The following is a 16,409-nucleotide window of genomic DNA, read 5'->3' as shown; positions in this document are numbered from 1 at the left end:
TGAATTAATTTTTACTCATGAAACATCTTAAAAATATATTGGCCGGTATCGGGTTTTTGTTTGTTGTTGGAAGCCTAATTTATGCCGTTCAAGAAAAGCCTACCCAAAACGAAATGGTCTTAAAAGAACATCAAGAAAAGGCCAATAAAAATGTAAGTAGCGGTTATCAAATCACAGCCATTGAAATTCCCGAAGATTTAAATTTTGCCGGTGAAGCGGTACCTTTAAATGACCCTGAAATATTGGAGCGTGTTGATCGCGAGTTTTTGGTCAATACTTACTGGCAGTCTAATGCGCTATTATTAATGAAGCGCGCCAATAAATACTTTCCGATAATTGAGCCTATATTGGCCAAAAACGGAATCCCCGATGATTTTAAATATTTGGCGGTTGCGGAGAGCGGACTAACAAATGTAGTTTCACCAGCCGGGGCAACCGGGTTTTGGCAGATTATGAAAGCTACCGGAAAAGAATACGGACTTGAGGTAAACGCCAATGTCGATGAGCGTTATCATATTGAAAAATCCACTCAAGTTGCTTGTGATTACCTGAACAAATGGAAAAATCGCTTTGGTAGTTGGACACTTACTGCCGCTGCTTATAATGCTGGGCCAGGTGGAATTCAGAAATATATGAACATTCAAAAAGTTGATGATTATTATGATCTGCTGTTAGGTCAAGAAACGGGGCGTTATGTGTTTCGAATTATGGCGATAAAAGAAATTATTTCCAATCCCGATAAATATGGGTTTGATGTTGAAAAAGATGATTTATATGATGCCGTACCAACTTTTACGGTAGAAGTAACGAAGCCCGTAGCCGATTGGGCCGATTTCGCTTCAATGTACGAAATCAACTATAAAATTTTAAAGCGACATAACCCTTGGTTGCGCGAAGCACACCTGAACAATGCTTCTGGTAAGAAGTATGTTATCGAAATACCTAATAAAGGCTATTACAGGGAGAGCAAGTAATGTGGGCTTACCTAAAAGATAACCTCTGGAGCATTCTTTTAGGAATTAACTATGTTTTGGTCATTATTTTCTCCATTCTTATTCTTTTAAAGAACAAGAATCCGGTAAAGACCCTTTCTTATATTTTTGCGTTGGCCATATTTCCATTTTTGGGCTTGTTGGTCTATTATCTCTTTGGTCAAGATTATCGAAAATCAAAGATTTTTGAAAAAAAGTACATTCTTGACAACAACAGCATAAAGCAATGGCGTAAAAAATTTCATTTAGATGCCGAAGAAAGAGAAGATTTTGAAGAAGAATATGGTGAGGGAATAGCTAAGATTTATGAGCTTCTAAGAAACAATGAAAGAGCAGTTCTCTCTTTTGATAACGATTTAGAGCTTTTGACCAATGGGGAAGAAAAGTTTAAAAAACTTAAAGCTGACCTTACGAACGCCAAAAACCATATCCATTTAGAATATTTTGTACTGGTCGATGATGAATTGGGCCTTAAAATTATCGACTTACTATGTAAGAAAGCTGAAGAAGGGGTCAAGGTACGGCTGATATATGACGATGTGGGAAGTTCTATTTCTTCAAAAACAAAAAAGCGAATGACGCGATGTGGTGTTGACCATTATCCTTTTATGCCTGTAATATTTTCAAATTCTACCAGTAAGCTCAATTATCGAAACCATAGAAAAATTGTCGTAATAGATGGAGAAATTGGTTATTTGGGAGGAATTAACATTGAAAAGAAATATGATAATTCTTATGATAACGAGCGGTTTTGGAGAGATACCCATGTGCGATTGGTTGGTGGCGCCGTAGGTTCGTTACAGTCCTTATTTCTATTAAGTTGGGGTTTTGTGTCCAATGATAATTTAGAAATACACCAGCAGCTATTTCCAAAGGTGAAATCGAGCACGAATATACCGGTGGCCGTTCAGATAGCCGCTAGCGGACCTGATAGCGATTGGGCCAATATCATGGAGGCTATTTTTTGTGCGGTGAATATGGCGAATGAGCGAATTTATATTACCTCACCTTATTTTATACCTAACGATTCCATTTTAACCGCCTTGAGCACGGCAGCACGAAGTGGTGTTGATGTTCGTATGATAATTCCGTACGGATCTGATTCATGGCCAGCACAATACGCAACAGATTCTTATATATCTCAATGTTTAAACTCTGGTATGCGTATTTTTAGGTACAAGAAAGGATTCGTGCATGCTAAAACCATGCTGATAGATGATCTGTTCTCCACCATTGGAACGGCAAATTTAGATTACCGAAGTCTATCTATAAATTTCGAGGTGAATGCTTTAATCTACAATGCACCGGTCAATGAGAAACTGGCAGCAGTTTTTCATAATGACTTAAAAGACTGCGAAGAGGTTGATGCAGAACGTTGGGAAGAGCGCGGCATATCTAGAAAGCTACAAGAATCTTTTAGTAGATTATTGGCCCCCTTGCTTTAGATTTTCTTCATCTGCTGCTGCATCATCTTAATCTGTTCTGTGAGCATATTGTTTTTATCCAATTTCTTTGCTTCCTGCAACAATTGGGTTGCTTCCCTTTTTCTACGTTTTTGCATCGAGATTCCGGCCAAGCTTAATTTCGCCATAGCCACATCATAGTCCATAGTAAGCCCAAGTTTGAGTGCTTTTTTAAAGTACTTTTCGGCAGTGGTCAGGTTTTTCTGTGAGAATATGATTCCGTGTAAGTAATTATAATACCCTTGTTGTTTGGTGGTAAGTGCTGCTTCCGGATTCTTGATTTTTGTAAGCCATTTTTCAGTGCCCTCCATATCCTGTTTGCGCATTCTCAGAAAGGCCAACAAAATAATTTCATTTCTAAAGTAGAGGAAAATAAAAATCAAAGAAAGTAAAATGAAAAAGATACCGTTCCCGATATACCCTTCAATGAACTGATAAACGGCATAGCCTATAATTAGAACAGCTATAATTAGTTTTAGGTTTTTATTGAACATAGATTAGTTTTCTTGTAATTCGTAAGTAATTGTAGATTCAATGGTTGTGGGTATTTCAACATCGCCCATTTGAGACATTTTTGTAGTTCCTTCGGCAAGGCTTGAAATCATGATTTTTTGAATGAAACCGGTGGCCGAATTTGCCTGAATAGCAGTTTCTTGTGAACCACTAAGAGACATTATTGCGCCCGATTCTTCGGTGTTTAGTACAATAGCTGACGTACCGGTGATAGAAGTGATTTCGTTCTCTATTTTTTCTAATTTAAAGGTATTATTGGCGGATAGCTTTCCGGTATACGTATTTTCCCAAGTATCTCCGACGGCTACCTCGTTATCTGGATAGAAGAAGGTCATTTGCTCAAAACTCTTTGCCAACCCATTAGAGCTAAATTCTTTGTCGAGTGATTTACGCATGACATTGGTTGTGAATTCGTCTTCTATACCTGCGGCAGAAATCATTTTAGTAATAAGTTCGTCACCACCTTCTACTGAAACGACCGAACCATTTTTGTTCATTCGCATTGCGAGCTCATGACCGATTAGAGAATGAAACATTTCTGACATAATATCACCTTCTACCAAAACGGAAGCCTTTACATCCATTAAAACACCTTGTATGCTAGAATTGGATTTTAGAGCAAAATCTTTAAACATCAATATAAGGTCATAACCCTGCTCATCTACCCCAACTACTTCAAAATCATAAAGTCCGGTTAAATCATTGGTCATTTCATGTGTAGTACCTTCAAGCTTTTGCGTGATCAACTGCTTTGCTTTCTGTTCTACTTTAAAAACCGAACCCTTTTCCAGATTATAGTTTAAAGTGCTTTGCGCCTCAACGGCGAATACAACTAAAAAAGATATCAGAAACGGTATTGCCCTATAATATTTCATACTATTATTTTATTCTTTTACGGAATAGCAAAACTAACACAAACATTTTTTAGAAACCATTTGTCAAAGCAAAAACTCTTTGTATATTTGCGCCCGGAAATTGAGTATCCTTTAAGGATATTTTTATATAAACTTCGAAATGAAAAGAACATATCAGCCTTCAAAAAGAAAGAGAAGAAACAAACATGGTTTTAGAGAGCGCATGGCTACTGCCAATGGTAGAAAAGTTCTTGCTAGTAGAAGAGCAAAAGGAAGAAAAAAACTGACTGTCTCATCTGAGCCACGACACAAGAAATAATGACTGTCAATAACTTTTAATTAAAGGTGCTACTTTTTCAAGTTTAGCACCTTTTTTTTGACCTATTTTTAAATTTTTAAACGAGTAACCCTTTCTAAAATGCCAAAAAGAGAAGACATTAAATCGATTTTGATTATAGGTTCTGGGCCTATTGTTATCGGACAAGCTTGTGAGTTTGATTATTCTGGATCACAAGCATTACGTTCGTTAAAAGAAGATGGAATAGAAACCATTTTAATAAACAGTAATCCGGCCACAATCATGACCGACCCGGTGATGGCGGACCATATTTATTTAAAGCCTCTAAATACAAAATCGATAATTGAAATTTTAAAAAATCATCCGAATATAGATGCGGTTTTACCTACAATGGGGGGGCAAACGGCCTTAAACCTTTGTATTGAAGCAGATGAGAAAGGGATTTGGGAAGACTTTGATGTTGAAATTATTGGTGTTGATATTGATGCAATAAACATTACGGAAGATCGAGAGAAATTCCGTGAACTTATGGGGAAAATAGGGGTTGGCATGGCTCCTCAGGCGACCGCCACCTCATTTTTAAAAGGAAAAGAAATTGCACAAGAGTTTGGCTTTCCATTGGTTATAAGGGCTTCTTTTACACTTGGTGGGGCCGGTGCCTCTATAGTGCATGACCCAAAAGATTTTGATAATTTGTTGAGTCACGGTCTAGAAGTATCTCCTATTCATGAGGTAATGATAGATAAGGCCATGATGGGCTGGAAAGAATATGAGCTGGAGCTGCTTCGTGATAAGAATGATAACGTAGTAATTATTTGTGCTATTGAAAATATGGACCCTATGGGTATTCATACGGGAGACTCTATAACCGTGGCACCTGCGATGACCCTATCGGACAGAACCTATCAGCGAATGCGTGATATGGCAATTCATATGATGCGCAGTATCGGTGATTTTGCCGGAGGTTGTAACGTGCAATTCGCCGTTAGTCCAGATGAAGAAGAAGAGATTATTGCGATCGAGATTAACCCAAGAGTATCACGTTCGTCTGCACTTGCTTCAAAAGCAACGGGATATCCTATTGCCAAAGTTGCCGCAAAATTAGCTATCGGATATTCGCTTGATGAATTGCAAAATCAGATTACACAATCAACATCTGCTTTATTTGAACCTACCTTAGACTACGTGATCGTAAAAATCCCACGTTGGAATTTTGATAAGTTTGAAGGTTCAGATAGAACCTTAGGACTTCAAATGAAGGCCGTAGGGGAGGTAATGGGTATTGGGCGTTCTTTTCAAGAAGCCTTACATAAGGCAACGCAATCCCTTGAAATAAAGCGTAATGGATTAGGTGCGGACGGTAAGGGCTATAAAGAATACGATACCATTATCCAAAAATTGACCATACCCAGTTGGGATCGTGTTTTTGTGATTTATGATGCGATACAAATGGGCATTCCATTAAGTCGAATTCATGAAATCACCAAGATTGACATGTGGTTCTTAAAACAATATGAAGAACTGCATTTATTGGAACAAGAAATCTCTAAATATTCGGTAGCTAATCTACCAAAGGAGCTACTGCTCGAAGCAAAGCAAAAAGGCTTTGCCGATAGACAGATAGCTCATATGCTCGATTGCTATGAAAGCGAAGTGCATGCAAAACGTACCGAACAAAACATAAATAGGGTCTATAAATTGGTAGATACCTGTGCCGCCGAGTTCAAGGCAATGACACCTTATTACTATTCTACCTTTGAAGAAGAAATAGAAACAGCGGACGGCATTAGATATGTGGCCAACGACAGCGTGGTTACGGATAAGAAGAAGATTGTCGTATTAGGTTCAGGTCCAAACCGAATAGGACAGGGGATAGAGTTTGACTACTGCTGCGTGCATGGGGTGTTGGCCGCGGCGGAATGTGGTTATGAGACCATAATGATCAACTGTAATCCTGAAACGGTATCTACAGATTTTGATACGGCCGATAAGCTGTATTTTGAACCGGTTTTCTGGGAACATATCTACGATATTATTTTGCATGAGAAACCTGAAGGTGTAATTGTACAGCTAGGTGGGCAAACAGCACTCAAGTTGGCAGAAAAACTTTCGAAGTACGGTATTAAGATTATCGGCACCAGCTTTGAATCTTTAGATTTGGCTGAAGATCGCGGTAGTTTTTCGACCTTGTTAAAAGAAAATAACATTCCTTATCCAAGGTTTGGGGTGGCCGAAAGTGCTGATGAAGCCCTGCAGCTTGCTGATGAACTAGGCTTTCCATTACTAGTGCGACCTTCATATGTTTTAGGAGGGCAGGGAATGAAAATTGTCATCAATAAACAAGATTTAGAAGCACACGTAGTAGACTTGTTACGTAGCATTCCTGGAAATAAGCTGTTATTAGATCATTATTTGGATGGCGCGATAGAAGCGGAAGCAGATGCCATATGTGATGGAGAAGATGTTTACATCATCGGTATCATGGAGCATATAGAGCCATGTGGTATTCACTCAGGCGATTCTAATGCGACCTTGCCGCCATTTAATCTTGGCGAGTTTGTAATGCAGCAAATAAAAGACCATACCAAAAAGATTGCCCTGGCTTTAAATACGGTTGGGTTGATCAATATTCAGTTTGCAGTAAAAGACGATATGGTCTATATAATTGAAGCGAACCCTAGAGCTTCTCGTACTGTACCATTTATAGCAAAGGCCTATAAAGAGCCTTACGTGAATTATGCGACCAAGGTAATGTTGGGCGAGAAAAAGGTGAAGGACTTTAATTTTAACCCACAACTAGAGGGTTATGCCATAAAACAACCGGTATTCTCATTTAATAAGTTTCCTAATGTGAATAAAAACTTAGGTCCGGAAATGAAGAGCACGGGAGAAAGTATCTTGTTTATTGACAGTCTAAAGGATGATGATTTTTACAACCTGTATTCTCGAAGAAAGATGTATTTGAGCAAATAATTGATAGAAGAACTCTAATTTAAAAACCCTTTGCAATTTAATATTGCAAAGGGTTTTTTAGCTAATAAAAATAATTCTACTCTCCTTGGCCCAAAGAGAAACCTCTTTTGCCATCGAACTCATATAAATTTTCGGTTTTAATTACATCAAAATCATTTTGGTGTAATTTAGATAGCAAAGCAATTACTTGCTCGTACTCTACATTTTCGTATTTGGGCTCTTTGGTTTGAATGTTTGCGGCATTTGCCACAAAACGACATCTCCAATGGTCTGTGCAATAGGTCTCTTTTAATCCGTTCGGGAAGACCTTAACACCTCTATTGGTAATCATTTTTAGTTTCAGGTTGTGTGAATTAATACTACTTAATCCTTCTCCTATAATTTGTGGGTCATTTCCTTTCCAGTCGATAAAGACATCAACACCAACTAGCTCTTTAATGGATTCTTGTCTTTTGTGTTCTGGAATAGTTATCGTGCCTGAACCTTTTGAAAGCGTGCTTATAGGGAGGTTTTTTGGGCTTTGCCCAAGACGTTCGATTATTGCATCTGCAAACTCTTCTGTATTGACTTTTTTGGCACTTATATTTTCTTGATACACATCAGCAGTATGAATTCCGTCCTCTAGAGTTGTCAACCATGCGTTTTTGATTTTATCCGCAACTTCTGTTTGGCCAATATGCGCTAGCATGAGGGTGGCAGCATTTAATAATCCGGATGGATTTGCAATTTTCTTTCCGGCAATGTCGGGTGCAGAGCCGTGAATGGCCTCGAACATCGCAACGTTCTTTCCAATATTGGCAGAACCCGCCATGCCTACGGAGCCTCCAATTTCAGCAACAATATCGGAAATGATATCTCCATAGAGATTAGAAGTAACGATGACGTCAAAATTTTCTGGAGCCGCCGCGATTTTAGCAGAACCTATATCTATAATTTGAGAGTTACTTTCTATCTCTGGGTATTCTTTGGCAATTTCTTTAAAAACGGTGTGGAAAAGACCATCTGTTAACTTCATGATGTTGTCCTTAACCATACAGGTCACTTTTTTTCTATTATACGCCTTAGCGTACTCAAATGCATAACGTACAATTTTTTCACAACCTGGTCTTGTAATTAGTTTAAGGCATTGTACTACATCCTCAGTTTGTCTGTGCTCAATGCCTGCATATAGGTCTTCTTCGTTTTCTCTGATGACCACAATATCCATGTTTGGAAAATTGGTCTTCACAAAAGGGTGTAGTGCACTTACCGGTCTTACATTAGCGAAAAGCCCTAAAGACTTTCTGAGCGTTACATTAAGACTTTTATAACCTTTGCCTTGTGGCGTAGTAATAGGGGCTTTTAGAATAACCTTGTTTCTTGAAATAGCATCCCAAGAGGCTTCTGTTATACCAGAGCTATTACCGGACAAGTAAACCTGTTCGCCAATTTCCATGGTCTCGGTTTCAATATTCGCTCCGGCCGCTTCCATAATTTTTAAGGTAGCCCTCATTATTTCCGGACCAATACCATCACCTTTGGCGATAGCAATCTTTGTGGTTTTGGCCGAAGACAAATTCTTTTCTGATGCTAATACAAGACTATTTTTCATATGACTTTGCTTTTGTTTTTACAAAGGTTAGAAAAACAGGTCATAAATTTTTATTTATATTTAATATGATATACATTAAATATTTTTATGTTAAAAAAAATAGTGATTTTGTTTGTCGCCTTTGGTAACAAGAAGTTGAGTTACTAGCTGTTTTTCGAAGCTATGTGCCTGGAATAATAATGTCTCAAATTAAAGAAGAAAAGACTTATTTTTTACCTCAGTTCTTTGTTATTCACTGGTATTATTATTAATACAATGCGAGATTTCCGCGTTAATTCTGATTTCGTTTAATTACTGTCAAGGATGCTGGTCCTTCACCTGTTTTCAATATATAAGGACTTTTATTTATATTAAATCCATCGACTTCATAAACGCTTAAATGACTCGCTGTGGTTGACTGTACGAATAACATCTTACCATCTGGGCTAAATTCAATTCCTTGAGGAACGAATTCAACAGTTTGATAATTAAGTATTCGCATTGGCGATGATGTGAGGTCGACTAAAGCCAAATGACCAATGTATGGTCCGTCAATACAGGTCACGACGGCAAATCGTCCACTTGGATGAAAAGCAAGACTTTCGAGACCTTGTGCCACATTTTTGATAACCTCTGTAACTTTGGGTGGCGAGGTTGTCATATTAATATTTAGTATATCGTCAAGTGGTGGTTTTCCCGCAATACCAAGTCCATTTAAGACAAGAATTCGTTTTCCATCTGGGCTGAAACGAGGTGCGAAAGGTTGGTCAATTTTACCAATATTTTGTTGGATTTCGATTTCCGTGATATGTTGAATTGAATTATCAGATAACTTAAAAAGGTGCAGTTCCACAGGTGTCGAATAATCAAGACGTTCTGCTGCGGTTGCGATTATTGATGTTCCGTTCGGACTGATAGCAAAAGATGTAAAATATAATTCAGATGGTTCGCTTTGAGATATTAATTCAGGCTGGTTTCCATTCATCTGAAACAGGTGAAATTGATGGTCGCTAATTGCTATAACCCGTTTGTCATCAGGATGTGACATCACTTGCCAAGCGTGATTAGGCATTTCGAAAGTTTTTATAGTCGACAGTTTGTCCGTATCTAAATCTACAACAGTAATTATACTAGATTCGTCACTTACACTATTAGATGCTCCAAAGGGATGATTTGGGATGAAAGCATAACGACCATTCGATATGGTAACTCCGTAAGGCGCTCCAGCAAATGTGTTTGGCGCAGCGTTTTCCACAGTTTTAGTAAAAGGTGGTCTGTCTGGCGAAAGTTCTATGACAGAAACAGAGTTTGGAAAATGTCTTGAATTATTCCATAAAGATTGAATTGAATTACCATCGTTGACACTGACTATGCGAATAGGTTCAGAAGATGTGATAAAAGGATAGACGTTACTTTTTTTATCTTCTTTAGTATTACAAGCAAAACAAAAAATAAAAAGACATATTAAAACAAGTAGTTTCAGAAAATTTACCTTTTCAGTTTTTTTGCTATTTGTAAGAAATTCATATATCATATTCTCTATTAGGTCAATTTTAGTCTACTTCTTCATAACGTTGTGATAAAAGTACTAGTTTGTTTATTTCTAATCTTGAATCACTCTTTCTCCCACTCCGTATGAAAAATACCTTCTCGATCTATTCGTTCATAGGTATGTGAACCAAAATAATCGCGCTGCCCTTGTATTAGGTTTAGCGGCAGGCGAGAAGAGGTATACGCATCAAAATAGGTAAGAGAATTTGAAAGCCCTGGTAACGGAATACCGTTCTCAGCTCCGTAACTCACCAATTCTCGTGCAGAACTAACTGTGCTCTGTACTTTTTGAACAAACGAGTTGGATAACAAAAGGTTTGGCAGCTTTTTATCTGCTTTAAAAGCATCGGTAATATCTGCCAACAGCCCTGCCCTAATAATACAACCTGCTCGCCAAATCTTGGCAATTTCACCTAAATCCAATTCGTAACCATATTCTTTACTGGCATCAGCCAATTGATGCATACCTTGAGCGTAGGCCATGATAAAGGCAAAATAAAGCGCTTCTTCGGCTTTGCTAACAAAGTCAGCTTTATTTACTGCTTTGGGTGAAGGTCTATCGTATAATTCATCCGCTTTAATACGCTCATCTTTTAAGGCCGATATTTCACGCATGCTTACCGCAATATCAATCGTAGGAACAGGAATACCCAAGTCCATTGCGTTTTGAGATGTCCACTTGCCGGTTCCTTTTTGTTTGGCTTTATCAAGAATCATGTCCACCAAGTCCCCATCCGTTAAATCATCTTTTTGAGCTAAAATTTCCGACGTAATTTCAACTAAAAAAGATTGCAAACGGCCTTTGTTCCATTCTGCAAACGTATTATGCAGTTCTTGATTACTTAGTCCACCTGCTTTTTTCAAAAGGTCATAAATCTCAGAAGTCAACTGCATTAAACCATATTCTATGCCATTATGCACCATTTTAACATAGTTGCCTGCAGATTTTGGGCCTAGATAGGTTACACAAGGCTCGCCTTTATATTTAGCCGATACGGCTTCAAAAATAGGTTTTACATGCTGGTAGGCTTCACGTGAACCTCCAGGCATAATACTCGGGCCTCGCCGAGCTCCTTTGGCACCTCCGGAAACACCCGCGCCAAAAAAGTTTATACCCTTATCCTTTAAATAGGCTTCGCGCCTATCGGTATCGGTGTAAAACGAATTTCCACCATCGATGATGATGTCACCTTCGTCCAGTAGAGGCAGTAAATTTTCAATTACGGCATCCACTATTTTACCGGCAGGTACCAAAAGCATAATTTTTCGTGGTTGGCTTAAGGCTTCAACAAATACTTTTGCATCGGTCGTTGCATTTACCTTATCGACATCACCACCTTCTTCAATCAGGGCGCTTACCTTTTCTTGATCTAAATCGTTCCCAAAAGCTGAGAACCCATTATCAGCAACATTTAGGATAAAATTTCTACCCATTACCCCTAATCCTACCAATCCGAAATCGTATGTATTTGCCATGCTATAAGTTGTTATTAAGAAAGCATAAAGTGTGTTGTTGCACTTTAGCCGAACCTAAAATAAACCTTATATTCGTTATGCTCAAATAATCTATTGTGCTTTCTATGAAGAAAACAGAAAACCAAATGCTTGTGATATTTGGCGCCTCTGGAGATTTAACAGCTCGAAAGTTGGTTCCTTCGTTATTTAATCTTTTTAACGCCAATCAATTACCAAAAAACTTTATCGTCTTAGGGGCCAGTAGAAGTGACATGACAGATACTGCTTTTAGAAAGAAGGTCGTATTGGAGAGTAAGTACCTAAAAGAAAAATTCAAGCAGAAATCGGATAAGGAAATCGAAGAATTTGCCAATACCTTCTTTTATGAAGATTTAGGAAGCGATTACGATACCGATTACAGTAGGCTTAGAAAACGTGTCGAAGATTTGAACAATAAATACAAGACCGGTGGCAACATTATGTATTATTTGTCAACGCCACCTACTTTGTATGAACCTATCGCTAAGAACTTGGCCGATGCGGGATTGAACACGCAGAATAATGGTTGGAAACGTTTGATAGTTGAAAAACCCTTTGGCTATAGTTTGGAGACCGGAAAAGCTTTGAACGCCGGTTTACAGAAATATTTTACCGAACCACAGATTTACCGTATTGATCATTATTTAGGTAAAGAAACGGTTCAAAACCTTTTAGTGACGCGTTTTGCCAACAGTATTTTTGAACCACTTTGGAATAGAAACTATATTCACCATGTAGAAATCACAAATGCCGAGAGTGTTGGTGTAGAAAAGCGGGGTGGCTATTATGATAAATCTGGAGCTTTACGAGATATGTTTCAAAACCATTTGCTCCAAATAGTTTCCTTGATTGTAATGGAACCTCCGATTGGTGACCAACCGGAAGAAATTCGCAACGAAAAGGTAAAGGCCTTGAAATCGCTACGTATTATGAAAGATGAAGAAACCCTTCATGACCATACGATTAGAGGGCAGTATATGGCCTCTACAATTAATGGAGAAAAAGTGAAAGGGTATCGTGAAGAGGAGGGAGTGAGTGCTGATTCTACCACTGAAACCTACGCAGCTATTAAGTTTTTTGTAGATAATTGGAGATGGAAAGATGTGCCCTTCTATGTGCGAACCGCAAAGCGTATGCCTACAAAGGTAACAGAGGTGGTCATTCATTTTAAAGCACCGCACCACCAGATTTTTCAAGATTCCGGATTAAATAATAAGGATAATAAACTGGTGATACGTATACAACCCGATGAAGGAATATTAATGAAGTTTGGGGTAAAAGTACCAGGACAGGGCTTTAAGGTAGAACGTGCAAATCTTGATTTTTACTACTCAAGCTTGGCAGAAACACATGTTATGGAAGCCTATGAGCGTCTTTTGTTGGATGCCATGCAAGGTGATGCTACGTTGTATGCACGTGCCGATGAGGTAGAGGCAGCTTGGGAATTTGTAGATCCCATTTTAGAATATTGGAAAAATGGTAAAGATGTTCGTATGTATGGTTATGCAGCGGGGGTTTGGGGGCCAGAGAATGCCGATGAACTAATAGATGGTATCGGGTATTGGCGAAACCCAGGTGAGAATTTGGCCGACGACCCGGGCTATTGTGTGATTTGCTAGTTTCGGTAAGCAGTAAGAAGCAAGTCAATATAATGTCAGGTCGAGCGGAGTCGAGACCTCTTAAAGCTAGTAATTTGGAAGTAAAGATTTATAAAGACAAGATTGAAGTAGCCCATGAATTCTGTAACTACTTTGCAGATTTGGTCGCTGATAAAAATGATTTCCATGTGGCCTTATCTGGTGGGAGCACCCCAAAGCTAATTTTTGACGTTGTGGCTTCTAAATATGGAAACAAAATCGACTGGTCTAATATTCATTTTTATTGGGGTGATGAACGTTGTGTCGCACCAACAGATGACCAAAGCAACTATAAAATGACCCATGAACATCTGTTTTCAAAGATTGAGCTTCCGAAAGAAAACATCCATAGAATTTTGGGGGAGAACGAACCTAAGGGAGAAGCTATGCGATATAGTAATCTATTAGAAATTAATTTGGATAGGGTAGAGGGTATTCCACAGTTTGACCTTGTAATTCTAGGTATGGGAGATGATGGCCATACAGCTTCTATTTTTCCTCATGAGATCGATTTATGGCATTCAAAAGACCATTGCGTTGTAGCAACACACCCTGACTCGGGGCAGAAACGGGTTTCTATAAACGGAGCAGTTATCAATACTGCCAAAGAAGTTGTTTTTTTGGTAACAGGAAAAAATAAGGCCGAAAAAGTTGATGAAATTCACAATAAGAATGGAAACTTTAAGTCTTATCCAGCTACTTTAGTTGCACCTAAGTCAGGAAAACTAACTTGGTTCATGGATGAGGAAGCAGCAGGATCAATCTAAATCCATCTTAAGATTTTCTCCCTCTAAATACGCTATATAGTCATCAACTTTAAACCTTTGAGACTGGTATTTACTATCTCGGTCATAGGCAGATAGTTTGCGCTCTTTACTGCGGGCAAAACGTCGCATACCTTGTTTATCTTTGATTACTAAGCCTGGTATAGCAATACTTTTGCCAGAATCATCTTTGGCAACCATGGTAAAATAAGAAGAGTTGCAATGTTTGGTCTCCCCAGTAGTTATATTTTCAGATTCGACCCGAACACCTACTACCATTGAGGTTCGCCCTGTATAGTTTATGGAAGCTTTTAGGGTAACCAATTCGCCCACTTCAATAGGATTTAAAAAATCAACTCTATTTACCGAAGCGGTAACGCAATAGCGTTGCGAATGCTTGCTGGCACAGGCAAAAGCAATCTGGTCCATTAGATTTAAGATATAACCACCGTGCACTTTGCCCCCAAAATTAGAATGTGATGGAAGCATCAATTCTGTGATGGAAACACGCGACTCTTTAGCTGTTTTAAACGAAGGGTTTTTAGTTGCCAAAATGTGGTGATTTTTCTTGTTCAACTTCGGTAATAAAGTATTTGGTATCTCCTAACCAGAAAAAAGAGGAATAACGCTCTTTATAGGTCACTTTTACATATTGCCCTTGAAAGTCTTTGAGCTTTTCAATTACATCTTTTTTGTTGTCTTCGACCGAAAACTCAAAAATTTGTGCACCTGAAATACCTTGACTAATCTCTCCTTCCCAAGTTTTTACAATAACCCCTTTTCTACTGAATTTTATAAGTTCACCAGAACGGTAACCCTCACTAAAGGGAACATAATATACAAAAGCAAAATATGCTGCAATGCCAAATAGGATAACCGATATAAGTATAAATAGTATTTTTCGCATGTTACAATTCTAGTTGTGACTGTTCTTCTTCTGTATTAAAACCTGCCTCGTCAGTAGGCAGGTAATCTTCCTCGGCCCTTTTAAGAATAGGCTCTGGAATGGACTTTTTAGCCTTAGCGCCCATTTTTTTAAGTTTTTCAATACTCGTGACAATATTACCACGACCTTCTACTAACTTATTCATGGCACCTCGGTATTCTGTTTTGGCCTCATCCATCTTTTTACCCACCTTGGTCAAATCGGTAACAAAACCTTCAAACTTATCATATAAAGCCCCAGCTTGCCTGGCAATTTCAATAGCATTTTTTTGTTGTTTCTCATTGTTCCACATCGTATCGATGGTCCTTAGTGTTGCTAATAGGGTGGATGGGGTTACAATTACAATATTTTGCTCAAAAGCTTTGTTGTAAAGCGAATTGTCTTGATTTATCGCAACTGCAAATGCAGGTTCTATGGGAACAAAGAGCAATACGAAATCTGGACTCTCCATTTCATACAGATCTTCGTACTTTTTGGCTGAAAGTTGTTCAACATGTTTGCGAAGCGAGTTGATATGGTCTTTTAAGTGACGTTCCTTTAGTTCATCGTCGGCGTTTACAAAACGCTCATAGTCGGTAAGGGAAACCTTGGAATCCACTACCATTTTTTTACCATCGGGTAAATGAATGATAACATCAGGTAAAACTCGGGTACCATCTTCTCTGGTAAAACTTTGCTGAACACTATACTCCCGGTCTTTTTCTAAACCTGATTTTTCTAAAACGCGTTCCAAGACCAATTCACCCCAATTACCTTGCATTTTGCTATCTCCCTTAAGTGCTTTCGTGAGATTTTCAGCTTCTTGTGTTATTTTAAGATTCTGATTCTGTAGGTTTAACAATTGTTCTTTTAAAGCGGAATGTATACTGATGTTTTCTTTTTGCGTGGCCTCTACCTTCTTTTCGAATAACTGTATTTTTTCTTGAAGCGGACTTAAAATCTGCTTGATGTTTTTTTGATTTTGCTCAGTGAACTTATTGCTTTTTTCATCGAGGATTTTGTTGGCCAAATTTTCGAACTCTTTGGTAAATTTCTCCTGTAGTTTTTCTACTTCCTCTTTTTGCTCGGTATTTACACGTTGCAAATTTTCATTTACTGCCTCTAGACGCACATAATTTTGACCGAGACTTTCTTTCTCGGCTTGTAAGTGCCTTTTTTCTTCGTTCTCTTGAATCAATTTTTCATTTAAAGAAGAAATCGAAGACTGTAATTGTCTGTTTTCTGCTTCCAGTTCGCTTTGGCTCGACTTTGTTTTCAAACGTTGAATATAAATGCCAATGACAACACCAAGACCAGATGCCAGTAGACCAATAAAAACATAAATTAATTCGGTACTCATAATGAATTTTGTAGG

The 16,409-nt window shown here is 38.3% G+C and carries 14 protein-coding genes; 6 read left to right on the top strand and 8 right to left on the bottom strand.

Features of this window, described 5'->3' with window-relative positions:
• The first annotated feature begins 17 nt into the window (after positions 1 to 17).
• Together ACFSQJ_RS08270 and cls are read left to right on the top strand one after the other, a co-directional pair.
• Positions 18 to 974, top strand: coding sequence for a lytic transglycosylase domain-containing protein (locus ACFSQJ_RS08270; protein ID WP_377766476.1), 957 nt, complete (start codon positions 18 to 20; stop codon positions 972 to 974).
• Entirely contained in the window at positions 974 to 2,437 is a 1,464-nt protein-coding gene (gene cls, locus ACFSQJ_RS08265) for a cardiolipin synthase (RefSeq protein ID WP_377766475.1), read from the top strand. Before ACFSQJ_RS08270 ends, cls begins: the two co-directional genes overlap by 1 nt.
• On the opposite strand, the gene ACFSQJ_RS08260 is transcribed toward cls, so the two are convergent.
• Entirely contained in the window at positions 2,434 to 2,949 is a 516-nt protein-coding gene (locus tag ACFSQJ_RS08260; protein ID WP_377766474.1) for a DUF2892 domain-containing protein, read from the bottom strand. The two genes, cls and ACFSQJ_RS08260, sit on opposite strands and share 4 nt — an antisense overlap.
• A 3-nt stretch (positions 2,950 to 2,952) precedes the next feature.
• Positions 2,953 to 3,843 (bottom strand): DUF6263 family protein, encoded by an 891-nt coding sequence (locus tag ACFSQJ_RS08255; RefSeq protein WP_377766473.1) that lies wholly within the window; start codon positions 3,841 to 3,843, stop codon positions 2,953 to 2,955.
• 139 nt (positions 3,844 to 3,982) lie between these two features.
• Between ACFSQJ_RS08255 and rpmH the strand changes: the two genes are divergently transcribed.
• Both rpmH and carB read left to right on the top strand, forming a co-directional pair.
• A complete protein-coding gene (gene rpmH / locus ACFSQJ_RS08250) occupies positions 3,983 to 4,141 on the top strand; it encodes a 50S ribosomal protein L34 (RefSeq protein ID WP_339333718.1) in 159 nt (52 codons plus the stop codon).
• Between the two features lie 99 nt (positions 4,142 to 4,240).
• Complete coding sequence (carB, locus tag ACFSQJ_RS08245) at positions 4,241 to 7,093, top strand: carbamoyl-phosphate synthase large subunit (RefSeq protein WP_377766472.1); 2,853 nt, start codon at positions 4,241 to 4,243, stop codon at positions 7,091 to 7,093.
• Positions 7,094 to 7,169: 76 nt separating this feature from the next.
• On the opposite strand, the gene ACFSQJ_RS08240 is transcribed toward carB, so the two are convergent.
• The 3 genes from ACFSQJ_RS08240 to gndA all read right to left on the bottom strand — a co-directional run bounded on the left by ACFSQJ_RS08240 (position 7,170) and on the right by gndA (position 11,690).
• Positions 7,170 to 8,684, bottom strand: a complete 1,515-nt coding sequence (locus ACFSQJ_RS08240; protein WP_377766471.1) for an NADP-dependent isocitrate dehydrogenase — start codon at positions 8,682 to 8,684, stop codon at positions 7,170 to 7,172.
• Positions 8,685 to 8,955: 271 nt separating this feature from the next.
• Entirely contained in the window at positions 8,956 to 10,197 is a 1,242-nt protein-coding gene (locus ACFSQJ_RS08235; RefSeq protein WP_377766470.1) for a WD40 repeat domain-containing protein, read from the bottom strand.
• An 80-nt stretch (positions 10,198 to 10,277) separates the two neighbouring features.
• Positions 10,278 to 11,690: an NADP-dependent phosphogluconate dehydrogenase gene (gndA, locus tag ACFSQJ_RS08230; protein ID WP_377766469.1), complete on the bottom strand. Its 1,413-nt coding sequence runs from the start codon at positions 11,688 to 11,690 to the stop codon at positions 10,278 to 10,280.
• 104 nt (positions 11,691 to 11,794) lie between these two features.
• On the opposite strand from gndA, the gene zwf reads away from it, so the two are divergent.
• Together zwf and pgl are read left to right on the top strand one after the other, a co-directional pair.
• The gene (gene zwf, locus ACFSQJ_RS08225; RefSeq protein ID WP_377766468.1) at positions 11,795 to 13,327 is read left to right on the top strand and encodes a glucose-6-phosphate dehydrogenase; all 1,533 of its coding nucleotides are present in this window, start codon (positions 11,795 to 11,797) and stop codon (positions 13,325 to 13,327) included.
• Positions 13,328 to 13,401: 74 nt separating this feature from the next.
• Positions 13,402 to 14,112: a 6-phosphogluconolactonase gene (gene pgl, locus ACFSQJ_RS08220; protein ID WP_377766467.1), complete on the top strand. Its 711-nt coding sequence runs from the start codon at positions 13,402 to 13,404 to the stop codon at positions 14,110 to 14,112.
• Here pgl and ACFSQJ_RS08215 read toward each other — a convergent pair.
• Genes ACFSQJ_RS08215 through rmuC form a run of 3 tightly spaced genes read right to left on the bottom strand, consistent with a single transcriptional unit; the run spans position 14,104 to position 16,394 of the window.
• Positions 14,104 to 14,598 (bottom strand): acyl-CoA thioesterase, encoded by a 495-nt coding sequence (locus ACFSQJ_RS08215; RefSeq protein ID WP_377766616.1) that lies wholly within the window; start codon positions 14,596 to 14,598, stop codon positions 14,104 to 14,106. The two genes, pgl and ACFSQJ_RS08215, sit on opposite strands and share 9 nt — an antisense overlap.
• A gap of 52 nt (positions 14,599 to 14,650) precedes the next feature.
• Positions 14,651 to 15,016 carry a 6-phosphogluconate dehydrogenase gene (locus ACFSQJ_RS08210; protein WP_377766466.1) on the bottom strand — a complete coding sequence of 122 codons (366 nt, stop codon included), beginning with the start codon at positions 15,014 to 15,016 and terminating at the stop codon, positions 14,651 to 14,653.
• A 1-nt stretch (position 15,017) separates the two neighbouring features.
• Positions 15,018 to 16,394 (bottom strand): DNA recombination protein RmuC, encoded by a 1,377-nt coding sequence (gene rmuC, locus ACFSQJ_RS08205; protein ID WP_377766465.1) that lies wholly within the window; start codon positions 16,392 to 16,394, stop codon positions 15,018 to 15,020.
• Positions 16,395 to 16,409 lie beyond the last annotated feature (15 nt).

Origin of the sequence: Croceitalea marina, from assembly GCF_042684265.1 — a bacterium.
GTDB lineage: Bacteria > Bacteroidota > Bacteroidia > Flavobacteriales > Flavobacteriaceae > Croceitalea > Croceitalea marina.
Note: the sequence above shows the minus strand (reverse complement) of the source record. Positions and strands in the feature narration are given on the sequence as shown.